The sequence below is a fragment of the Mesorhizobium sp. M1088 genome, from assembly GCF_040318575.1.
Classification (GTDB): Bacteria; Pseudomonadota; Alphaproteobacteria; order Rhizobiales; family Rhizobiaceae; genus Mesorhizobium.
The window spans coordinates 1-20,339 of the sequence record NZ_JAMYMO010000011.1 but is presented as its reverse complement, the minus strand read 5'-3'; the positions used below and the strand labels follow the sequence as shown (position 1 = coordinate 20,339).

The 20,339-nt window shown below is 62.7% G+C and carries 22 protein-coding genes and 1 pseudogene; 8 read left to right on the top strand and 15 right to left on the bottom strand.

Going from position 1 to position 20,339, the window contains the following annotated elements; genetic code table 11:
• Nucleotides 1-40: 40 nt before the first annotated feature.
• Nucleotides 41-559 (top strand): tRNA (N6-threonylcarbamoyladenosine(37)-N6)-methyltransferase TrmO, encoded by a 519-nt coding sequence (gene tsaA, locus NKH49_RS15920; protein ID WP_352501079.1) that lies wholly within the window; start codon nucleotides 41-43, stop codon nucleotides 557-559.
• Nucleotides 559-870 carry a DUF2293 domain-containing protein gene (locus tag NKH49_RS15915; RefSeq protein ID WP_352456194.1) on the top strand — a complete coding sequence of 104 codons (312 nt, stop codon included), beginning with the start codon at nucleotides 559-561 and terminating at the stop codon, nucleotides 868-870. The genes tsaA and NKH49_RS15915 overlap by 1 nt, the downstream gene beginning before the upstream one ends.
• 293 nt (nucleotides 871-1,163) lie before the next feature.
• Here the strand turns inward: NKH49_RS15915 and NKH49_RS15910 are convergent, their stop codons facing one another.
• Nucleotides 1,164-1,781, bottom strand: coding sequence for an MOSC domain-containing protein (locus tag NKH49_RS15910; RefSeq protein ID WP_352926618.1), 618 nt, complete (start codon nucleotides 1,779-1,781; stop codon nucleotides 1,164-1,166).
• A gap of 207 nt (nucleotides 1,782-1,988) precedes the next feature.
• On the opposite strand from NKH49_RS15910, the gene NKH49_RS15905 reads away from it, so the two are divergent.
• Entirely contained in the window at nucleotides 1,989-2,555 is a 567-nt protein-coding gene (locus NKH49_RS15905; protein ID WP_352471529.1) for a methyltransferase family protein, read from the top strand.
• 84 nt (nucleotides 2,556-2,639) lie between these two features.
• Here NKH49_RS15905 and NKH49_RS15900 read toward each other — a convergent pair whose 3' ends face one another.
• The 6 genes from NKH49_RS15900 to ettA form a co-directional block, all read right to left on the bottom strand.
• Nucleotides 2,640-3,761 carry a beta-ketoacyl-ACP synthase III gene (locus tag NKH49_RS15900; RefSeq protein WP_352492730.1) on the bottom strand — a complete coding sequence of 374 codons (1,122 nt, stop codon included), beginning with the start codon at nucleotides 3,759-3,761 and terminating at the stop codon, nucleotides 2,640-2,642.
• 121 nt (nucleotides 3,762-3,882) lie between these two features.
• A complete protein-coding gene (locus NKH49_RS15895) occupies nucleotides 3,883-4,218 on the bottom strand; it encodes a hypothetical protein (protein WP_352926615.1) in 336 nt (111 codons plus the stop codon).
• A gap of 115 nt (nucleotides 4,219-4,333) precedes the next feature.
• Complete coding sequence (tam, locus tag NKH49_RS15890) at nucleotides 4,334-5,125, bottom strand: trans-aconitate 2-methyltransferase (protein ID WP_352926612.1); 792 nt, start codon at nucleotides 5,123-5,125, stop codon at nucleotides 4,334-4,336.
• On the bottom strand, nucleotides 5,122-5,385 hold the full coding sequence (locus NKH49_RS15885) for a type II toxin-antitoxin system RelE family toxin (RefSeq protein ID WP_352926786.1): 264 nt from the start codon (nucleotides 5,383-5,385) through the stop codon (nucleotides 5,122-5,124). Before NKH49_RS15885 ends, tam begins: the two co-directional genes overlap by 4 nt.
• Nucleotides 5,386-5,387: 2 nt before the next feature.
• The gene (relB, locus tag NKH49_RS15880) at nucleotides 5,388-5,621 is read right to left on the bottom strand and encodes a type II toxin-antitoxin system RelB family antitoxin (protein ID WP_352471524.1); all 234 of its coding nucleotides are present in this window, start codon (nucleotides 5,619-5,621) and stop codon (nucleotides 5,388-5,390) included.
• Between the two features lie 61 nt (nucleotides 5,622-5,682).
• Nucleotides 5,683-7,332: an energy-dependent translational throttle protein EttA gene (gene ettA, locus NKH49_RS15875; RefSeq protein WP_352501084.1), complete on the bottom strand. Its 1,650-nt coding sequence runs from the start codon at nucleotides 7,330-7,332 to the stop codon at nucleotides 5,683-5,685.
• Between the two features lie 345 nt (nucleotides 7,333-7,677).
• Here ettA and NKH49_RS15870 point away from each other — a divergent pair, with 345 nt between their 5' ends.
• A complete protein-coding gene (locus tag NKH49_RS15870) occupies nucleotides 7,678-8,973 on the top strand; it encodes a GGDEF domain-containing protein (RefSeq protein WP_352747548.1) in 1,296 nt (431 codons plus the stop codon).
• 27 nt (nucleotides 8,974-9,000) lie between these two features.
• Here the strand turns inward: NKH49_RS15870 and NKH49_RS15865 are convergent, their stop codons facing one another.
• The 4 genes from NKH49_RS15865 to NKH49_RS15850 form a co-directional block, all read right to left on the bottom strand.
• Entirely contained in the window at nucleotides 9,001-9,615 is a 615-nt protein-coding gene (locus NKH49_RS15865) for a hypothetical protein (RefSeq protein WP_352820350.1), read from the bottom strand.
• Nucleotides 9,616-9,688: 73 nt separating this feature from the next.
• Complete coding sequence (locus NKH49_RS15860; RefSeq protein WP_352539494.1) at nucleotides 9,689-10,702, bottom strand: ribonuclease T2 family protein; 1,014 nt, start codon at nucleotides 10,700-10,702, stop codon at nucleotides 9,689-9,691.
• Between the two features lie 120 nt (nucleotides 10,703-10,822).
• Entirely contained in the window at nucleotides 10,823-11,272 is a 450-nt protein-coding gene (locus tag NKH49_RS15855; protein WP_352471518.1) for a MarR family winged helix-turn-helix transcriptional regulator, read from the bottom strand.
• Nucleotides 11,269-12,054 carry an alpha/beta fold hydrolase gene (locus NKH49_RS15850; protein ID WP_352926607.1) on the bottom strand — a complete coding sequence of 262 codons (786 nt, stop codon included), beginning with the start codon at nucleotides 12,052-12,054 and terminating at the stop codon, nucleotides 11,269-11,271. The genes NKH49_RS15855 and NKH49_RS15850 overlap by 4 nt, the downstream gene beginning before the upstream one ends.
• A gap of 279 nt (nucleotides 12,055-12,333) precedes the next feature.
• Between NKH49_RS15850 and NKH49_RS15845 the strand changes: the two genes are divergently transcribed.
• From NKH49_RS15845 to NKH49_RS15835, 3 genes are all read left to right on the top strand, one after another.
• Nucleotides 12,334-13,269 (top strand): alpha/beta fold hydrolase, encoded by a 936-nt coding sequence (locus NKH49_RS15845; protein WP_352926604.1) that lies wholly within the window; start codon nucleotides 12,334-12,336, stop codon nucleotides 13,267-13,269.
• Between the two features lie 78 nt (nucleotides 13,270-13,347).
• Nucleotides 13,348-14,523 (top strand): CaiB/BaiF CoA transferase family protein, encoded by a 1,176-nt coding sequence (locus NKH49_RS15840; RefSeq protein WP_352571797.1) that lies wholly within the window; start codon nucleotides 13,348-13,350, stop codon nucleotides 14,521-14,523.
• On the top strand, nucleotides 14,520-16,169 hold the full coding sequence (locus NKH49_RS15835) for a thiamine pyrophosphate-binding protein (protein WP_352926601.1): 1,650 nt from the start codon (nucleotides 14,520-14,522) through the stop codon (nucleotides 16,167-16,169). Before NKH49_RS15840 ends, NKH49_RS15835 begins: the two co-directional genes overlap by 4 nt.
• Before the next feature lie 40 nt (nucleotides 16,170-16,209).
• Here the strand turns inward: NKH49_RS15835 and NKH49_RS15830 are convergent, their stop codons facing one another.
• The 4 genes from NKH49_RS15830 to NKH49_RS15815 form a co-directional block, all read right to left on the bottom strand.
• A complete protein-coding gene (locus tag NKH49_RS15830; RefSeq protein WP_352926598.1) occupies nucleotides 16,210-16,653 on the bottom strand; it encodes a CHRD domain-containing protein in 444 nt (147 codons plus the stop codon).
• A 147-nt stretch (nucleotides 16,654-16,800) separates the two neighbouring features.
• A complete protein-coding gene (locus NKH49_RS15825) occupies nucleotides 16,801-17,772 on the bottom strand; it encodes an ABC transporter substrate-binding protein (RefSeq protein ID WP_352501092.1) in 972 nt (323 codons plus the stop codon).
• Nucleotides 17,773-17,812: 40 nt separating this feature from the next.
• Entirely contained in the window at nucleotides 17,813-18,949 is a 1,137-nt protein-coding gene (locus NKH49_RS15820) for an ABC transporter permease (RefSeq protein ID WP_352926595.1), read from the bottom strand.
• Complete coding sequence (locus NKH49_RS15815) at nucleotides 18,946-19,824, bottom strand: ABC transporter permease (RefSeq protein WP_352926592.1); 879 nt, start codon at nucleotides 19,822-19,824, stop codon at nucleotides 18,946-18,948. The genes NKH49_RS15820 and NKH49_RS15815 overlap by 4 nt, the downstream gene beginning before the upstream one ends.
• Nucleotides 19,825-20,220: 396 nt before the next feature.
• Here NKH49_RS15815 and NKH49_RS15810 point away from each other — a divergent pair.
• Nucleotides 20,221-20,339: pseudogene (locus NKH49_RS15810) on the top strand (IS110 family transposase); the annotation flags it as partial.

Below are 20,339 nucleotides of genomic sequence, written 5' to 3'. Positions count from 1 at the left end.
CGGATCGCGCAAAAACGGACGCATGATCGGGGCGAGAACCATGTTCGAAACGCGCAGCGGCGAAAAGCTCCTGGAAACCGACCCGGCAACGATGCCGCCGGATGGCCATGTCGTCTTCATCGGCCGCATCGCTTCGCCTTGGATCACGCGGGAGACTTGCCCCAAAAACATGAAGGCGGCGCGGGAGACGGAACAGCCGGCGCACTTGGTCATCGACCCGCTTTATCGGGATGGCCTGCTTGGGCTGGAACGCGCCAGCCACGTGATCGTCCTGTCCTGGCTGCACCATGCGCCGCGGCAACTGATTGTCCAGAAACCCCGCCATGCCACAGGGCCGAAAGGCGTCTTTTCACTGCGCTCCCCTGCCCGGCCGAATCCTGTCGGACTGCATGTCGCCAAGCTGGTTGCCCTCGACATCGACACCGGCCGCATCGATCTCGACGCCATCGACGTGCTCGACGGCACGCCGGTCATCGACATCAAGCCCTATTTCGCCTCGACCGATGCCTTTGCCGATGCGACCATCGCCGGGCGGGACGAGCCAGGGCCGGTGGAGTGATGAGCGCGCCGACCGGCCGCCGCCGCGCCATCGCCAAGGCACTGACAGCGCTGCTGCCGCTGGCGCCCTATGCCGACATGGAAAAGATCCGGGCCGATGCCGGCGCCGTGCACATGAAGACCTTGCCGCCGAGCATTGCCGTGTGGCTGGCGACGATAGCGCATATTCGCCACGCCCACACCGACTACGAAAAGCTGCTGGCCGAAGGCTATGACCGCGATTCCGCGCGCTTCTTCGTCATCGAACAGACCAACAATGTGCTCACCCGCTGGCGCGCCACCCGTCTGCTCGACGATGAGGATGAGGCGTAGAGCGACGGCAGGCACACGCGTCGAGTTCTGCGCTCTTCACTGTTGTGATTAGCGAAATCGAGAGGTGACGGCCAATCTCCCCCCTCGTGGGGGAGATGTCCGGCAGGACAGAGGGGGGCGCTGTCCCGCCGACCTCAGGTCGGCAGCATCGGAACTTTCAAAGCCTGAAATAAAAAACCCGCCTCGCGGGCGGGTCGTTGGAGCCCAATTGGCACCATACCCAAATTAGTAGCATAGCTGCCGGCACAAAGCAAGAACAAAATACGCCGTGACTAGAGGTCGCCTTGCCTGGACTAGGCCCGGTAAATCCACTGCTCGGGCACGCGCACCGAAATCTCCTCGCCGGCCGCGATCGTGCCGGGCTTCTCGACCCAGGCGACGAGCCCGCGCAACCGCTTCGCCGCCTTCGGGAACAGCAGCGCGCCGGCCTCATGGTCGGCCATCCCGGCATTTTCGGCGACCGATCGCCCGGCGATCCGGCAAGGCCCGTTCTGCGCGTCGATCTTGACGGTCGCGCCGCCTTTGAAGAACAGCAGCGTGCCGGACGGCAGCATGGAGAGGCACGGCAGGCCGTCGATCAGGAGATTGGCGCCGATCCATTCCGGCTTGATCTCGGCGATGCCCATCCGTTCGGCGACGATTGCCAGTTCGTCCGCAGCCACGATCGACAATTGCCGTTCGTTGCGCATCTCAGTGCCGCGCGGATACCAGGGTTCCCGCCCGCCGGAGCGCCGCGTCGTGCCGGCGTGGAAATCGCCGTCGATGCCGTCGAAACCGAGTTGCAGCGTATCCACCGCTCGTGTCTCAAAACGATCGAATGATGCGAGATAGAGCGCCGCCACCCTGGCGGCGAGTTTTCGCGACGGGACGATCTCGACCGGAGTTTCGGCTTCGGGAAACATATCCGGCATTGGTTTCATTCCTAGCTGCCGGATGCAGTTAGCCGAAGTCGATTCATAGGGTCCAGTCGAAAGCGTTGATGCTCCAATCAAGACGGCTGATACGGGTCGGCACCACCAGCGTCATGGTTGAACCAGCCTCATGCAAAAGCGTGCCGCATTGCTGCCGCGCTGCATCGGTTGATAATATCGGTCAGGTCAAGCCCGCTGAGGTTTATCATGCATCCCGCATCGGCAATCGCACAGCTCTGGCTGCTCTGGGTGGTTTCATGGGCCGCGGCCGCCTTCTGGGCCGACCGGGCCGAAAAACGCGCCGGCTTCGGGGTGGAGCTTCCATCCCGCGCCGTCATGGTGCTCGGTACGATCCTGCTCTTCATCCCGGCGCACGGTTATGCCGGCCCGCTGAGGCTTTGGACGCCGAACCTTGCCGAAGCGTGGATCTGCGTGGCGCTGATTGCCGCCGGTCTGGCATTTGCCTGGTGGGCGCGGCTGCATCTTGGCCGCCTGTGGTCGGCCACGGTCACCGCCAAGGCCGCGCATCGCGTCGTCGACACCGGCCCTTACCGGCTGGTGCGCCACCCGATCTATACCGGCCTGCTTCTGGCGATCCTCGCCACCATGGCGGCGAAAGGCACTGTCTGGGGCGTTGCCGGCGCCATCCTCATCACCGTCGGCATCGTCATGAAGGCAAGGCTGGAGGAGCGTTTTCTGCGCGGTGAACTGGGTAGCGCTTACGACGACTATGCCAGGCGCGTTCCGATGCTGGTGCCGTTCGCGCCGGGCTAATGCATGTCGCCCAAAAGCATGCCCTCGGGCTTGAACCGAGGGTGTGCAGTGGTTTTGGGACACGACATGCGTAAAACAAAAAATCTAAAGCATGCGCAATAGCGCGCCGCCGATCGAGTAGCCGGCGCCGAAGGCGCAGAGCAGGCCGTAGTCGCCGGCCTTCATGTCGGCATGGTTCTCCGACAGGGCGATGATGGCGCCGGCGGCGGCGGTGTTGCCGAGGCGCTCCAGCACCATCGGCGCGCGGTCGTGGTCGACGTCATGGCCGAACGACAGTTTCAGGATCATGGCGTTCATCCGCGCATTGGCCTGATGCAGCCAGAAGCGCCGGATCGCTTGCGGCGTCAGCCCGTGCTCGGCCAGGAACTCGACGATGAATTTGTGGCCGGCAACGGTGACTTCCTTGAACACCTTGTTGCCGATCTGCTTGATCAGATTGCCTTCCAGATCGATCATGTACGGATCGTCCTGGGTGGCGCGGGTATAGTAACCGAGATTGGTGCGGATGCTGTTCGACATCTGCGTCCAGGCGCGCGTATCCAGCACCTCGAAGCGGCCCGGCCGCTTCTCGCCCTGGGCGAGCCCTTCGACGATCATCGACACGGAAGCGTCGCCGAAGATGAAATGCGTCTGCCGGTCGCGAAAATTGAGATGCCCGGTGATGATCTCCGGCGTCGTCACCAGCACGCGTTTATGCGCCCCTGCCCGCACCAGATTGACGGCGATGTGCAACGCCGCCGCTGCCGAAGAGCAGCCAAGCCCCATATCGAAGCCGGCGCCTTTCGTGCCCAGCGCCTGCTGCATTTCGATGGCGATCGCCGGATAGGGCCGCTGATGGTGCGAGGCCGAGCAGATCACCAGGTCGATGTCGCCAGGCTTCAGCCCGGCATGATCGAGCGCCTTGCGGGCCGAAGCGATGCCGAACTCGGCTTCCAGCGACAGCGCATCGTCGGGCCGCGCCGCGAAACGCGGCGCCATGCGGGTCGGATCGAGGATGCCTTCCCGTTCGATGACATGGCGGGTCTGGACGCCCGAGGCATGGACGATGAAGGCACTGTCCGATTTCTGTACCAGCGGCTCGCCCGACACCTCGCGGCGGACGTTCTCCATGTCCACCCAGGCGTTGAAGCTGGCGACGAGCTCCTCGTTGGTGATCGAAGCTTCGGGGATTTCAACGCCGATGCCGCTGATGATGACGCGATGCATTTCCAGTTCGTCCCGTGCGCAGGCGTTGCGGCTTCATGTCGACACCGCAAAAAGCTCGGCGCAACCTCTTTTGCACCTAGCCAGTTTATGCCGGCTTAAATCAAGTCCCTGGGACGGGTCTTTACCAGGCGCAGAGCTTGGTATTGGTCTGCGGGTTGTTCCAGCAGGCACCGTCATCGCGGCTGCGCACGAATTGCCCGGGCAGCGGCACGTTGCGGCGGCCGAGATTGACATAGCCATAGGCAAAACCCGGTCCGTCGATTTCCAGGACGTAGGTCGGATAACCCGGCGCCGAGATGCGAAAGCTGCCCGCATCGTCCAGCGCCCGATAGCTGCACGAGAAATAGCCGTCGTCGCTGGTGAAGCAGCGCGCTCGCTTGGCCTCCGCCGATAGAGACAAGGCAAGCACAGCGGCCGCACAAATGCTGCCGCCGAAAACGAGCTTTTTCAGTGTCATCATCCATCCCCATGGCCCATGAAGGGACGTTATCCCTGCCCCGGCGAGATGCGCATGACGGCGAAAGCCGGTCAAGCATCCGCCATGCACTGTTTTTGGGTGTAGCTAAGAGTTTCTAAGCGGAACGCCGCGCCACGATGAAGAGACGGGGAAAGCGCAGCAATACCTTGCCGCTTGCCGTTTTCGGATAGGCTTCGCTGATCCGGGCCGTGTAGCGCTTCAGAAAAAGCTGCCGCTCGTTTTCGTCGAGAGGATCGAGGAACGGCTTCAGCCCCGTCGACTTCACCCACTCGACGATCGCCTCGGCATCGGCCAGCGGATGGTTGTAGATCGTGTGCCAGATATCGAGCCGATCCGAGAATGGCGACAAAAGGCCGTAATAGAACGCGACCGGCGGCAGCGGCGCGCGGGCCGCGCGCTCGAGCTTTTCGGCAAACGGCATCTCGGCCGCGGTCTCCCGCATCAGCCGGTGCGAAGGTTCGGCCATATTGTCCGGCATCTGCACGGCAAGCGCGCCGCCGGGCGCCAAAAATCCCATCAACCGCTGGAAGACCGCCGGATGCTCCGGCAGCCATTGAAACACCGCATTGGCAAAGATCACGTCGACCGGTTCGTTCGGCTGCCACGCCGCCGCATCCGCCAAGGCAAAGCTGACACCGGGCAGGCGCGCCTTCGCCTTCTCGATCATGTCGGGCGAGGTATCGAAGCCGCTGATCTGCGCCCGCGGCCAGCGCTCGACCAGCAATTCGGTCGAATTGCCCGGCCCGCAGCCGATGTCGACCACCCGGCGCGGTTCCGGCACCGGCACCTGCGCGACGAGATCGCGCGCCGGCCGGGTGCGCTCGTCCTCGAACTTCAGGTAGAGGGCGGCGGACCAGTCGGGTCTCACCTTCGCGACTGTATTCATCGATAGACCTCGCGACGGTCGCCTGCTTGAACCACCCAAATCGCGACAGCGCTATCATCGATCCTTGGCAGAATTCGGAATGAGCCCACACGATATTTCCAGAGACCTGCCAGTGGTCCTGTTAGCGCTTCGCCAAGTTCGCGTGGATTATCGCGCGAGGCGAGCCTGTTTTCCAGGAAGTCCACAATCCGACGCAGATCGGACCTTTGCAATCTGGAGATATCCTTCAGTGCACGCTTCTCGACACGAATTGTCCACACGATCAACCGTCACTGCGGTCGCTTGCGTCCAATCCCAGTCGTTCCTTAGCTTCGGCCAGAGAAAGCCATTCACCTTCACCATCGTTAAGGCGCTCGAGGGCGATTAGTCCGTCTTCCAGATCCTGAATTTGCTCGACAATGGCCTCAACGACTACGTCATGTTTTGTCCGGCCAGTTTTCCTTGCGACGATCTCGAGGCGTTTTTCCAGCGCGGTAGGAAGCTCGACATTAAGCATGTTTATCTCCTTCCGGTAGTAATTCTACGAGCAGCCTGGGGCGCTTGCAACCAATCCGTTGTTACCGAGTCAGCCGCTTATACGTCATCCTGTGCGGATTGACCGCCTCAGGCCCAAGCCGGCGGATCTTGTCCTGCTCGTAATCCTCGAAATTGCCTTCGAACCATTCGACGTGGCTGTCGCCCTCGAAGGCGAGGATGTGCGTCGCCAGACGATCGAGGAACATGCGATCGTGCGAGATGATGACGGCGCAGCCGGCGAAGCTCTCGAGCGCGTCTTCGAGTGCGGCCAGCGTTTCGGTATCGAGATCGTTGGTCGGTTCGTCGAGCAGCAGCACATTGCCGCCGGTCTTCAGCATCTTGGCCAGATGCACGCGGTTGCGCTGGCCGCCGGACAGGTTGCCGACCTTCTGCTGCTGGTCGCCGCCGCGGAAATTGAACGACGCGCAATAGGCGCGGGTGTTGGCTTCGAACTTGCCGAGCTTGACCACTTCGGCGCCGCCCGAGATCTCTTCCCAGACCGTCTTGGTCGGGTCGAGCGCGTCGCGGCTCTGGTCGACATAACCGAGCTTGACCGTCTCGCCGACGCGAATGGTGCCGGCATCGGGCTTTTCCTGGCCGGTGATCATGCGGAACAGCGTCGTCTTGCCGGCGCCGTTCGGGCCGATGACGCCGACGATGCCGCCCGGCGGCAGCTTGAATTCGAGATCGTCGATCAAAAGCGTGTCGCCAAAGCCCTTCGACAGGCCCTCGACCTCGATCACCACATTGCCGAGCCGCTCGCCATGCGGAATGACGATCTGGGTGTCGCTCGGACGCCGCTTGTCGGCTGCATCCAGCAGATCCTGGAAGGCCTGGATACGGGCTTTCGACTTGGTCTGCCGGGCTTTCGGGCTGGACTGGATCCACTCGCGCTCGCGGCCGATCGCCCGCTGGCGCGCATCGTCCTCGCGGCCTTCCTGCTTGAGCCGCTTGGCCTTGGCTTCGAGATATTTGGTGTAGTTGCCTTCGTAGGGGATACCGCGGCCGCGATCGAGCTCGAGGATCCAGCCGGTGACATTGTCGAGGAAGTAGCGATCGTGGGTGATGATCATCACCGCGCCCGGATAGGCCCGCAGATGCTTTTCCAGCCACGCCGTCGTCTCGGCGTCGAGATGGTTGGTCGGCTCGTCAAGCAGCAGAAGGTCGGGCTGGCGCAGCAAGAGCTGGCAAAGCGCGACGCGACGGCGTTCGCCGCCCGACAGCTTGGTGACATCGGCCTCCTTGGGCGGGCAGCCGAGTGCCTCCATCGCCATCTCGACCTGCTGTTCGAGATCCCACAGGTTGAGCCGGTCCATCTCGTCCTGCAGCTTGGCCGACTCGTCCGCCGTCTCGTCGGAATAGTTCATCATCAATTCGTTGTAGCGCTCGATGATGGCGGTCTTGGCGGTGACGCCTTCCATGACGTTTTCGAACACGTTCTTGTTCGGATCGAGCGCCGGCTCCTGCGCCAGGTAACCGACGGTAGCACCCTCGGCCAGCCAGGCCTCGCCGCTCCACTCCTTGTCGATGCCGGCCATGATCTTGAGGATCGTCGACTTGCCGGCGCCGTTGGGGCCGAGGATGCCGATCTTGGCGTCCGGGTAGAAGGACAGATGGATGTTCTCGAGCACCTTCTTGGTGCCGTAGGCCTTGTTGAGGCCGGCCATGTGATAGATGAACTGGCGTGCCACGCGCGCTTTCCCTGAAAAGTCGACTGATGTCGGATTGGATGGAAGTTGGGGGCTATGTAAGCGATGCGGCCGCGAACGGCAAACAGTTTTGGCCCTAAAGCAATTCCAGGAAAAACCGTGAAACGGTTTTCCGTCCGGAATTGCGTCAAAACAAAAAAGATGGAGCGGTTCAGCGGTTCCGTGAAACGATGACCCGCTCCAGGCGGATTTGGTCGCAGCCGCAAACGCTTAGCCGCTTCATTTCGTGCCGGCGCCCAGGCGAAAGCTCCGGTTAATCATTCCGCGTCAAACAATGTTGGATGGGAAATCGCTGGCAGCCGCGATTTCGGGGAGAGAGATCGGGCCGTGTTGAACAGTTTCCTGCTTTTTGCCGAAGCGGTTCTCTATTTCGGCATCATGGTCACGCTTTTCCGGTTCAGGGGCCGCATCGGCCTCGGCGTCTTTGTTTGCGCCCTTGGCGTCATGCATTTCTTGGAAACCTATCTCGCCAGCGTCTTCTACGTCGCGCTGCCGTTCGGCATGGTATCGCCGGGTTCGGCCGTGCTGTTTTCCGGCAAGCTGGTGATGCTTCTCCTGCTCTACATCAAGGAGGACGCGGCAACTGTCCGGCAGCCGATTTACGGCCTGCTGCTCGGCAATGCCCTGATGGTCGGGCTCGTGCTGATCCTGCGCCTGCACGACATCGCACCGCTGCCCGACGGCAAGCTTCCCGACATCGGCTTCATCGACGAGATGGGCTGGCTGATGGTGTGGGGCACGACGCTGCTGTTCGTCGACGCCATCCTGATCATTCTGCTCTATGAAAAGCTCGGCAAATATCTGCGCAAGGCGCTTTTCACCCGCATCCTGGTCTCCGTCGCCTGCGTGCTCACCTTCGACCAGGCAGGCTTTTTCACGGCGCTGCATTTCGTCACCGGTGCGCCGGTCGCGGTGTTCTTCGGCGGCTGGTTCGCCAAGATGGCAGCGGCCCTGGTCTACAGCACCATGCTGGTCGCCTATATCAGGTGGTTCGAGGCGCGGCAGGTGCCGGCGCCGCGCGGGCTTTCCGACATTTTCGACACGCTGACCTATCGCGAGCGCTATGAGGCGCTGGTCGAGCATGTTGGTCGCGACGGCCTCACCGGCCTCCTGCACAGGGGGCGCTTCGACAGCGATGGCGAGGCCGCCGTCGCCGCCAGCCTGCGGACCGCCAGGCCGCTCAGCCTGCTGATCATCGATGTCGACCACTTCAAATCGATCAACGACCGCTTCGGCCACGCCGAGGGAGACAAGGTGCTGAAAGCCCTGGCGATTTTGCTTGGCGAACTTGTCGGGACCGAAGATCAATTGTTCAGGATCGGCGGTGAGGAATTCGCCATCCTCGGCTGGCGTCCGCAGCCGCTCGCCAGGCTGCTGGGCGAAACCGTCAGGCAAGCGGTCAAGACGTCCGCGAGCACCAGCCGGTTCGACATTACCGTCAGCGCCGGCATCTCGACGGTCAGCGAGACGACCCGTTGCCTTGCCGATCTCTTTGCGCTGGCCGACCAGCGTCTCTACAAGGCCAAATCCACGGGACGCGATCGCGTTGTCGGCGAACCGGGCGGCAACGAAGCAGACGCCCGCAACACATGGACCAGGCCGGAGCGCAGCGCCGGCGCGTAACGCTGCCCAGGCCTGCGATTGGCTCAATCAGGATTGTTTGCGCCGCTGCCATCCGCCGATCGCAACCGAAACCGCCATCAGCGCGATCGCCAGCCATTTCAACGCGGTAATAATCGGGCCGGCTTCGATATCGTAGGCAATGAACAGAAGAATGCCCGGTACCAGCAGGCCGCAGAGCACGAGCGTGATCCGATTGATCTGCCATGACACTTTTGCCGCAAGCGCCTGGTCGCCGGGCACGGCGACAAGCGCGGCCCGCATTGCCTTCGGCGCCACGAGCGTGGTCGAAAGACGCAGCGAAATCGGCAGGCCGATGCCGATGATCAGGAAGGCGCATGCCGCCAAGAGCAGCGAAAACTTGAGCGCACTGGTTTCGGCCGGTACCGGGAACAGCAGCGCCGCCAGCGGCAGGAAGACACAGAACATCCCGAGCGCGGCGATGGCGATGAAGATCGCCGCGTTGACCAGCGTAAACAATTGGTAGGTGCCGCCGCCGACGGGTTTGGCGAGCGTGGTCATGCGAGCCCACTCCACTTCGGTGTAGGAAAAGCCCGGCCACTCCATATGGCCGTCGCGGATCGCCGTCATGCCCTTGGCCCAGAACGCCAGCCGCGCCAGCGCGCCGCTCGTCATACCACTCATCGCCACCCCCTATGAATGATGCGCCCGGGATCATACCATCCCCGGTGCAAAGCGACAGTCGCGTACGGCCTGTTTACTGGAACCCGACGGCATCGACCGCGCCCTTCGGGCAGCCGGCCTTGGCTGTCGGCGCCGAGGCAAGCAGCAGGGCACCGAGCGAAGCGTTCGAAGCGATCGGGCCGGTCAGGCCGAGCGTCAGTTCGCCGATCAGCCGCCTGCCGTTCGAAGGATCGACCACGCAGGACACGCGGACCCGGTCGCCCGCGCCTTTGCCGAAGGCACTGTCGAAGGTGCTGCGGATCTGATCGGATGTCAGTTGCTTGCCGATGTTCTTGATGAAGAGATCGCGCACCGGCGACGCATTCATCGCGCGCATCAGGTTCAAGGCGTCGGCGAAATACTCCTGCTGGCTCTTGCCGTAGCAGGTGCCGTGCTTGATCCACTCATGCCTTTCGAGGGCGGACGCGGTGCCCGGCATCACCTGGTCGAGTTCCGCTCGCGTTTTCGGGTCAAGGGTGACCGGCGGCAAATCCCGCCAGTGTGCCGGATCGTCGTTCGCCTTGTCGCTTGCCGCGACCTGGCAATAGAAATTTCCGTTCGGCTGCGGCCACAACCCATGCAAGGTGAAGTGGGTCGCTTCGAACCCGGCGGCGGTCTGCGCACGGCATTCGGTTTTGCCGGATTTGGTCTCACAAAAAGCCGGCTGCCAGCTCAGCGCGAAGACATATTCCGGCTTTCCGGACGCCGATGGCTTGTTCGGCTCGGCAGGCGCCGGTGCAGCCGGCATCGTCGACGCGCTGCCGCCCGAAACGTGACCGCAGCTGATCTTGACCCAGCGGCGCTCCGGATCGGCGCCCGGCACGCGAATGAGGTAGTGCGTGGGCGCGTCCTTGTTGCCGGCCAGCAGATCATAACTCTGACCAGCCGCGGTCGAGACATTGCCGGGATTCTTGCCGCTCTTGATCGCCTGCGTTGCCGGACAGGCGGCATCGGCGACGAAAGAGCCGGTCATCTTCACATCGGCCCGCGCCGCGCTTGCGCCAGCAAACGCAACAAACACTGCCCCCCATATCGCCCAAATCCGCATTCCGGCACTCCTCGTGATTCACGCCGCAAGCTAGAAACTTGCGACATGTCAGAATTACGATTTCTTTCGCCGGCCGTAAAAACAATCGCCAGCGCATTGAGACGGCTCGCGCGTGGTCGATCAGGATCCGCCCGCCTCCACCCGTTCCGTCAGGGTGCGCAGCAGATCAAGCGAGGCTTTCAGCACGTCGGCGTCCATACCCTCCGAAACGCGGTTCGCCCAAACATGCTGGCGTGTGCCGATATTCTTGACCGCTGCCCGGCCGGCATCGGTTATCGACAACAGCTTGGCGCGGCGATGCGCCGGGTTGTCGGCGTAGGCGGCAAGCCCCTCCGCAGCCAGTATGTCGGCCAGCCGCTGTACACTCTGACGGGCGAGACCCATGTCGCGGGCGATGTCGGCCACAGATTTCGGCTCCTTCAAAACTGCACCCAAAACCTGCCAGCGCGCTGCCGTCAGCCCGATTGGAGCGGCCAGCCGGTCGGCCGCATCCAGAAAACTGCCGTTCATCCTGAACACGGCAAGCACCAGTTCGGTGAGCACATTTGCCGCTTCGGTCCTGGTCGTCATTTCTGGCCGGCCTCGATGGTCGCGACGAAATTATTAACGGCTTCGGCTACGACCTCGGGCTTGTCAAGCATCACCCAATGGCCGCTGCCCGCCACGATCTGGCGCGGAATGTCCGTGCGCAGCCGGTAGAGCGCGGCTGGAGTGTCACTGGCCTCGGTAGCCAATACGAACATAGGTCCGCGATACGCATCGAGTGCCGGCTCCGGGTTCCATTCGGCCAGTGCCTTGCCGACACCTGCCCTCGCCGCCGGATCGACCACTGCCGCATCGGCCAGAACACGCTGGCGAACAGCCGCGTTAGGGCCGGCAATCGACGTGTAATAGGCGTTCAGGACATCACGGCCTTGCGGACCGGCCAGATCGCGGACAAAGCCGTCACGAATCGCCTGCGGCAGCGCACGAGGATCGGTCGCCGGGTCGACGAGCAAGACACCGGCGACCCGGTCGGCATGGTTGGCGGCATAAGCGAGCGCCACGCCACCGCCGCCGCTGTGCGCGACAATGAGAAACCGCTTCAGGCCAAACGCGTCGGCCACGGCACCGACATCCATTGCACGACCGTCATAACCATAGTCACCGTCCTGCGCCGGCGCGGAGGCGCCATGACCGCGAAAATCGAAGGCTACCGCCTCGCGGCCTTCGACGGAGAGCTGCATCACCCGGTCCCAGTGGGAAGCGCGGCTGCAATCTCCATGCAGGAACATGATCGGCAGGCCATTGCCGGCGTTGATCCTATAAGTGGCAAGCTGGCCTTGCGGGCCTGGAACAGTGGACGTCATCATGGTCATCTCCCTGGTTTCCTGACTGAACGCAGCAATCCCTGACAACAGGGTGGCCGTCGTGAAGGCGAAGCCCGCCAGCAAGATTGCACGCCGCGAAATGGCCCCGGTGGTTTTCATAGTCATACCCCCAATGTCATACCCCCAATCTGCCGCCGACCATTTGACAGCATGCTGTCATGTAATCACATTGACAGCATGCTGTCAACTACCGTCGAATGGGTACCCTGTCCCTTGACGTCGATCGCTGCGTCGCCCAACAGTCGCCGACGGGAGCGAGACATGCCATTTGACAAGCAGAGGATGCTGGCATCGCCGACCGGCGCCGAGCTCAACCTTTATGTGAAACACGCCATCGGCCAACCGCGCGCCATTGTCCAGGTCAATCACGGGTTGGCCGAGCACGCGGCGCGCTATGCCCGTTTCGCCGATTTCCTTGGCGAGCGCGGCTACCAGGTCTACGCGCACGACCACCGTGGCCACGGCGCCACCAAGGCGCCCGACGCGCCACCTGGCAGGTTCGCCGATGCGGATGGCGGTGCCAAGATCATCGCCGATGTCGCCGCCGTCCATGATCTCATCGCCAGGGAACAGCCGGGCCTGCCGGTCATCGTCTTCGGTCACTCCTTGGGCGCGTCGGTCGCGCTGAATTTTGTCCTCCGCCACTCGGCGCGCATCCATGCCGCCGCGATCTGGAACGGCAATTTCTCGGCCGGACTGCTCAGCCAAATCGCGCTGGCCATGCTTGGTTGGGAAAAGTTCCGGCTTGGCTCAGACGTGCCGTCGCGCCTGCTGTCCCGGCTGACGTTCCGGGCCTGGGGCAAGGCGGTGCCCAATCACCGGACGCCGTTCGACTGGCTGTCGTGCGATGCCGTTGAAGTCGAGAAATACATCGCCGACCCGCTTTGCGGCTGGGACGCATCGGTGTCGATGTGGCAGGACATCGTCATGATGACGCTGCATTGCGGCAGCGACCGCAATTTTTCCGGCGTGCGGCGCGACCTGTTCGTCAATCTGGTCGGAGGCGAGCAAGATCCGGCCTCGGACGGCGGCAAGGCGGTCAGCCATCTTGCCGGCCGGATGCACATGATGGGTTTTTCGAATCTCGTTTCAAAGGTTTACGCCAAAACCCGCCACGAAAGCCTGAACGAGGTCAACCGAGACATCATCATGGAGGATTTTGCCGCCTGGGCCGACCGCGTGCTGAGGGCACAGTGATACTGGCCCATTGCAAGGGCCGTGACAGCGGCGCGCGGGATTGATAGAGGCTGCGCTTTCGATCAACCACGGTGATCCATGACTGAGCCTCCGCTCAAAGGCATCCGCGTCATCGAACTCGCACGCATCCTCGCCGGGCCATGGGCCGGACAGCTGCTTGCCGACCTCGGCGCCGACGTGATCAAGGTCGAGAGCCCGGACGGCGGCGACGACACCCGCAAATGGGGACCGCCCTTCGTCATCGGCCATGACGGCGAGAACCTTTCGGCCGCTTATTACCATTCCTGCAACCGCGGCAAGCGCTCCATTGCCATCGACTTCTCGACGCCCGAGGGTGCCGAGACGGTGCGCCGGCTGGTCGCGACATCGGATGTGCTGATCGAAAACTTCAAAGTCGGCGGACTGAAGAAATACGGCCTCGACTATGACAGCCTGAGGAAAATCAACTCGCGGCTGATCTATTGCTCGATCACCGGTTTTGGCCAGTCGGGACCGTATGCGCCGCGTGCCGGCTATGATTTCATTATCCAGGGCATGGCCGGCATGATGTCGATTACCGGCGAAGCCGGCCGCGAACCGCAAAAGGCGGGCGTCGCCATTTCAGATGTTTTCACCGGGCTTTATTCGGTCATCGCCATTCAGGCGGCGCTTCGCCATGCCGAGAAGACCGGCGAAGGCCAGCATATCGACATGGCGCTCTACGACACCCAGATCTCGACGCTCGGCAACCAGAACCTCAACTATCTCGTCTCCGGACAGTCGCCGGTGCAGATGGGCAATGCGCATATGAACATCGCGCCCTACGAAGTGGTGCCGGTGAAGAATGGCCACATCATCCTGGCGGTCGGCAATGACGGCCAGTTCGCAAAGTTCTGCGCTGCCGTCGGCCTCGACGAGCTGGCGTCGAACCCTGACTTCGCCACCAATCCCGCCCGCGTCGCCAACCGGGCAAAGCTGCGCGAGCATATGATCGAGGCGCTGAAAGCCTTCGATCGCGACCCGTTGCTGGCCAGACTTGAGACTGCCGGAGTGCCGGCCAGCCCGATCAACAACATCGGCCAGATGTTTGCCGACCCGCAGACCATCGCGCGCGGCATGCGGCTCGACCTCGATGACGGCCATGGCAATCTGTTGCCCTCGGTGCGGGCGCCGATGGTCATGTCCGGCACGCCGCTGGTCTATGAACGTCCGTCACCGCGTCTCGGCGAACACACCGAAGAAATCCTTGCCGAACTGGAGAGGTCAGGAAAATGAAGACCGGCGGACAACTCATCGTCGATGCGCTCGAAGCCAACGGAACGGACCGTATCTATTGCGTACCTGGCGAATCCTATCTGGCGGTGCTCGACGCGCTGCATGATTCACCGATCCGCACAATCGTCTGCCGCCAGGAGGGCGGTGCCGCAATGATGGCCGACTGCCACGGCCGCCTGACCGGCAGGCCCGGCATCTGCTTTGTCACCCGCGGCCCAGGCGCCACCAATGCCTCTGCCGGCATCCACATCGCGATGCAGGATTCAATCCCTCTCATCCTGTTCATCGGCCAGGTCGCCAGCCACGCCAAAGGGCGCGAGGCCTTCCAGGAGGTCGACTACGTCAGGTTCTTCGGCGATATTGCCAAATGGGTGGTCGAGATTGACGACGCCGCACGCATACCCGAATTCGTCACACGCGCCTTTGCGGTGGCGACGTCCGGTCGCCCGGGCCCGGTCGTCATCTCGCTGCCCGAAGACATGCTGACCAGCCTCGCGGAGGCACCGGACGCCCGGCATTATACCCCTGTCGAGACGCGGCCTGGCGAAGTCGAGCTCGACGCACTGGAACTGTTGCTCAACCAGGCAAAGCGGCCCTTCGTCATCCTCGGCGGTACGCGCTGGGACGCGCAGGCCGTTGCACGGATGCGGACGATAGCCGAAGCCTGGTCGCTGCCGGTCGGCTGCTCCTTCCGCCGCCAGATGCTGTTCGACCATCTCCACCCGAACTATGCCGGCGATGTCGGCATCGGCATCAATCCCAAGGTAGCAACCGCCATCAAGCAGGCCGACCTCGTGCTGCTGATCGGCGGCCGTATGGGCGAGATGCCGTCATCCGACTACACGCTGCTGAAGAGTCCCTACCCCGACCAGACGCTGGTCCATATCCATGCCGACGCCGGCGAACTCGGCCGCGTCTACCGGCCGGCGCTGGCGATCAATGCCTCGCCTGCCGCTTTCGTCGAAGCCTTTGCCGGACGCAAGCCGGCCGCAACGCCGGTCTGGGCGGCTGAGGCAGCGAAGCTGCACGCCGCCTATCTCGACTGGTCGACGCCTCCGGAGAGCGGCCCCGGCGCCGTCCAGATGGGGCCGATCATGAATTATCTCGAAACGATGCTGCCGGACGACGCCATCCTCACCAACGGCGCCGGCAACTACGCCACCTGGGTGCATCGCTACCATCGCTTCCGGCGTTTCGGCACGCAGGCAGCACCCACATCCGGCTCGATGGGCTACGGCACGCCGGCGGCGGTCGCCGCCAAGCAGCTTTTCCCCGACCGCGACGTGATTGCTTTCGCCGGCGACGGCTGTTTCCTGATGAACGGCCAGGAATTCGCCACCGCCGTGCAATACGGGCTGCCGATCATCGTCATCGTCGTCAACAATGGCATCTACGGCACCATCCGCATGCATCAGGAGCGCGAATATCCCGGCCGTGTCGTCGCCACGGACTTGAAGAATCCAGACTTTGCTGCTTTGGCCCGTGCCTATGGCGGCCATGGCGAGACGGTGGAAAAGACCGCCGACTTCGCCGCGGCCTTCGAGCGAGCGCGGGCCAGCGACAAGCCGTCGATCGTAGAGATCAGGCTCGACCCTGAAGCCATCACGCCGACCCGCACAATGACCCAGATTCGCGACAAGGCCTGACAAAACAGGATGATTGCCCTGTTTTGTCGTCGTGATCTGCCTATTTGGCCTTCTCGATCTGGCCGCGGATCTCGCCGTCCGCGTGGGCCGCGGTGTGGATGTTGACGTAATATTTGCCTGCCTCAAGATCGGTGGCCTGGGCATCAGTCAATGTCGCCGAACCCTTGATCGGGGTCTTCAGCTTGCCTTCGAACGGCACCACCGGATCGGCGTTTTGACCCTTTGCCGCCGGGCCGTGAATGTGTGCGGCCTTCGCCGGCCCGCTGAGGCCGGAATATCTCACGGTCCAGCCGAGTTTCTTGGTGGCGGTGTTGAACCTGAGCGTGGCGGTGCCCTTGCCCTTCGTGGTGACGGGCGGGTTCTGCTGAGCACCATCGAGCGTCGCCGTCATCTTTATGGTTTCGGCCAAGGCCGGTGAAGCAGAGAAGATGGCTGCAGAAATGGCCAGCGCCGAAAGCATCGGCGTGAAGGACTGGATGCGCATGGAAACCTCCGTTGTGACACCCTTGAGGCGGATGCACCGGCACAACGATTTTGCGAGCGGATGTTTCCGCCGGTAACGTTTATTTTACCTCCCACTAAAAAGGGGCGGTCGCCCGCCCCTTTTCCGCTACAAGCCAGTTTGACAGCCCTATTTGATGGCCTTGTCGGTGATCGCCGTCGTGTAGGCGCCGGTAGGCTCCTTGCTGATGATCTTCTGGTCGAGCAGCGCCTTGGCGGTGCGCTCGTAGGTCGCCGGATCGAGCTTGCCATCGGCATTGTCGATCAGCTTGGCGACTTCGCCCATCATGCGCTTCTGGTGATTCTCGTCCTGGCCGCCATTGTCCATGACGATGCCGGCCGCTTCGTCGGAATGGTCGACGGCGTATTTCCAACCCTTCATCGAAGCGCGCACGAAACGCACCATCTTGTCCTCGAAGGCCGGATCCTTGAGCTTGTCCTCCAGGGCATAGAGCCCGTCTTCGAGCAGATCGTTGCCCATGGCGGAATAGTTGAAGACGGTCAGCTCTTCCGGCTTGTAGCCGGCGTCGATGAGCTGCCAGTACTCGTTATAGGTCATGACCGAAATGCAATCCGCCTGCTTCTGGATCAGCGGCTGCACATCGAAGCTCTGCTTGAGCACGGTGACGCCGTCCGGCCCGCCATCGGTCTTGAGGCCAAGCTTGTTCATCCAGGCATAGAACGGATACTCGTTGCCGAAGAACCAGACGCCGAGCGTGTGGCCCTTGAAGTCGGCTTCTGTCTTGACCGGCCCGTCCTTCGGGCAGACCAGCTCCATGCCGGCCTTCTTGAACGGCTGGGCGATATTGACCAGCGGCACGCCCTTCTCGCGCGCAGCCAGCGCGCCGCCCATCCAGTCGACGATGACGTCGGCGCCGCCGCCGGCAATAACCTGCTCCGGTGCAATGTCCGGTCCGCCGGGCTTGATGTCGACGTCGAGGCCCTCGGCGTCATAGAAGCCCTTGGCCTTGGCGACATAATAGCCGGCGAACTGTGCCTGGGTGACCCATTTCAGCTGCAGCGTCACCTTGTCCGCGGCCATCGCCTGGAACGCGGCAAGCGACATCGCGCCGGCCAGCATCGAAACAACAAGTCTTTTCATGTTTTTACCCTCTGAAGTTAGCGCCCTAAACCCACCGCCCCTATCCACCACGGACAGAGGGATGCCAAAACGTGACTGCTCTCTCGAAAAGAGCGACCACGCCATAAAAGACCGAACCCGCAAGTGCTGCAACTGCGATTTCCGCCCACACCATGTCGATGTTCATCCGCCCGACTTCCGTCGAAATGCGGAATCCCATGCCGACCACCGGCGTGCCGAAGAACTCGGCGACGATGGCGCCGATCAGCGCCAGCGTCGAATTGATCTTCAACGCATTGAAGATGAAGGGTGCCGCCGCCGGCAGCCGCAGCTTGAACAGCGTCTGCCAGTAGCTCGAGGCATAGGTGCGCATCAGGTCGCGCTCCATATGGCCGGAGGCGGCAAGCCCGGCGACGGTGTTCACCAGCATCGGGAAGAAGGTCATGATGATGACCACCGCTGCCTTCGACTGCCAGTCGAAGCCGAACCACATGACCATGATCGGCGCGACGCCGATGATCGGCAGCGCCGACACCATATTGCCGATCGGCAAAAGCCCGCGCCGCAGAAACGGCACGCGGTCGGCGGCGATGGCAACGAGGAAGCCGGCGCTGCTCCCCACCACATAGCCGAAGATAACAGCCTTGAAGATGGTCTGCCTGACATCGGCCCCCAGCACCGGCAGCGAGCCGACGATGCGTGCACCGATGGCGCTTGGCGGCGGCAACAGGATGAAGGGAATGCCGGCACCACGCGTCACCGCCTCCCAGATGATCAGGATCCAGGCGCCGAAGATGGCCGGAATGATCAGGCGCAGGGCGGTTGACGCCCAGCGCGACGTCGGGCGAAACGACGACAAGACCGTTACGCAGCGCCAGGCCAAAAACCACGCCGCGACGAGCAGCAGATAGAAGGATGCGCGAGCGCTGCCCTCATTGCCGGTTATGCCGGCGAGCAGCATCCACGCTGCGCCATGCGCGCCAAGGAACAGCAACAACACCCCGATCATCGGTGGAAAGTTGTCGGCCTCGATTGCCACGAGCAGCAAAATGAAAATCAAAACCGCAGTTGCCATGCCGTAACCGGGCGTAGCGCTGACGAGCGGCCAAAGAAGCAGCGCGCCGGCAAGCAGGACAAGCGCTGCATACCCCTGCCAGGATCGAGGCGTGATTGAGGAAAGGCTCAGGATGGAGCTCATGCCGGCCTCCCGCCCATGGCGCGGTCGACAAGGCGCCCGGCGATGCCGACGACCATCACCAGCAGCGCCGCGACCACCGACCCGGCAACCAGAGCCGACCAGATGTCGATGGTCTGGCTGTAGTAGGCGCCGGCGAGCAATTTGGCGCCGATGCCGGCGACGGCGCCGGTCGGCAACTCGCCGACGATGGCGCCGACCAGGCTGGCGGCCACCGCCACCTTCATCGAGGTAAACAGGAACGGCACCGAAGCCGGCACCCGCAATTTCCAGAAGGTCTGCGAGGCACTGGCATTATAGGTGTGCATCAGGTCGAGATGGGTAAGCTCGGGCGAGCGCAGTCCCTTCACCATGCCGACTGCCACCGGAAAGAACGACAGATAGGTCGAGATCAGCGCCTTCGGGATAAGCCCGGTGATGCCGATCGCCGCCAGCACGACTATGATCATCGGCGCCACCGCCAGGATCGGAATGGTCTGCGAGGCGATGATCCACGGCATCAGACTGCGGTCGAGCGTCGCCACATGCACGATGCCGACGGCGATGACGATGCCGAGCGCCGTGCCGAAAGCAAAGCCGAGCAGCGTCGACGACAGCGTCACCCAGGCATTGTAGACAAGGCTGCGGTTCGAGGTGATGCTGCGCAGAAAGGTGTTTTCGAAAAAATTCACCGCCACCTGATGCGGCGCCGGCAGCGTCGGCTTCGGCTGCGCCAGCGTCTTGCCGATGAATTCCACAATACCCGGTGTCTGATTGGCGCGGCGGTCGAGATCGCGCTGGAACGGTGCGTTGAGGACAACGGCCATGACGTACCAGACGACGACCACGCCCAGGAGGATCGAGGTCACCGGAACGATCTTGTCGCGAAACGAGTCCATCTAGCAGGCCTCGCCGGGTAAGCGCCCTCCTCTTCCCAACGGGGAGAGGGTGACTGGAGCGAAGCGGAGGCCGGGTGAGGGTGACCGCGCTTTTGTCATCCTAGGGCGGAACCGCCGCGAAGCGGCGTGCGTATCGGGAGCGCCCCACCACGCTTTCGTCATCCTAGGGCGAAGCAAGGAGCGAAGCGACGCGGCGCAGACCCTAGGATCCATGCCATTATCTCCCCGCTCCGCAACGGTGCTGAAAATGGCTCCCTCCACACCGCTCTGCCCGGCGAATATTCTGAACCGCTTGCGCCTTTCGGCTAATGTCACGGCATGATGGGGTGGACGGCGCCCGACGGCATCGGATGTGCCAGAATGAGTTCGTTGAGATCTCAAACAAGGGAGCCGTCCGTGGAACACCTTATCCGTATTGGCATGGATACGTCCAAGAGTGTTTTTCAGCTGCATGGTGTCGACGCTGCGGAGCGTTCGGTGCTGGTGCGTAAATTGCAACGGCGGGCGGTAGTCCC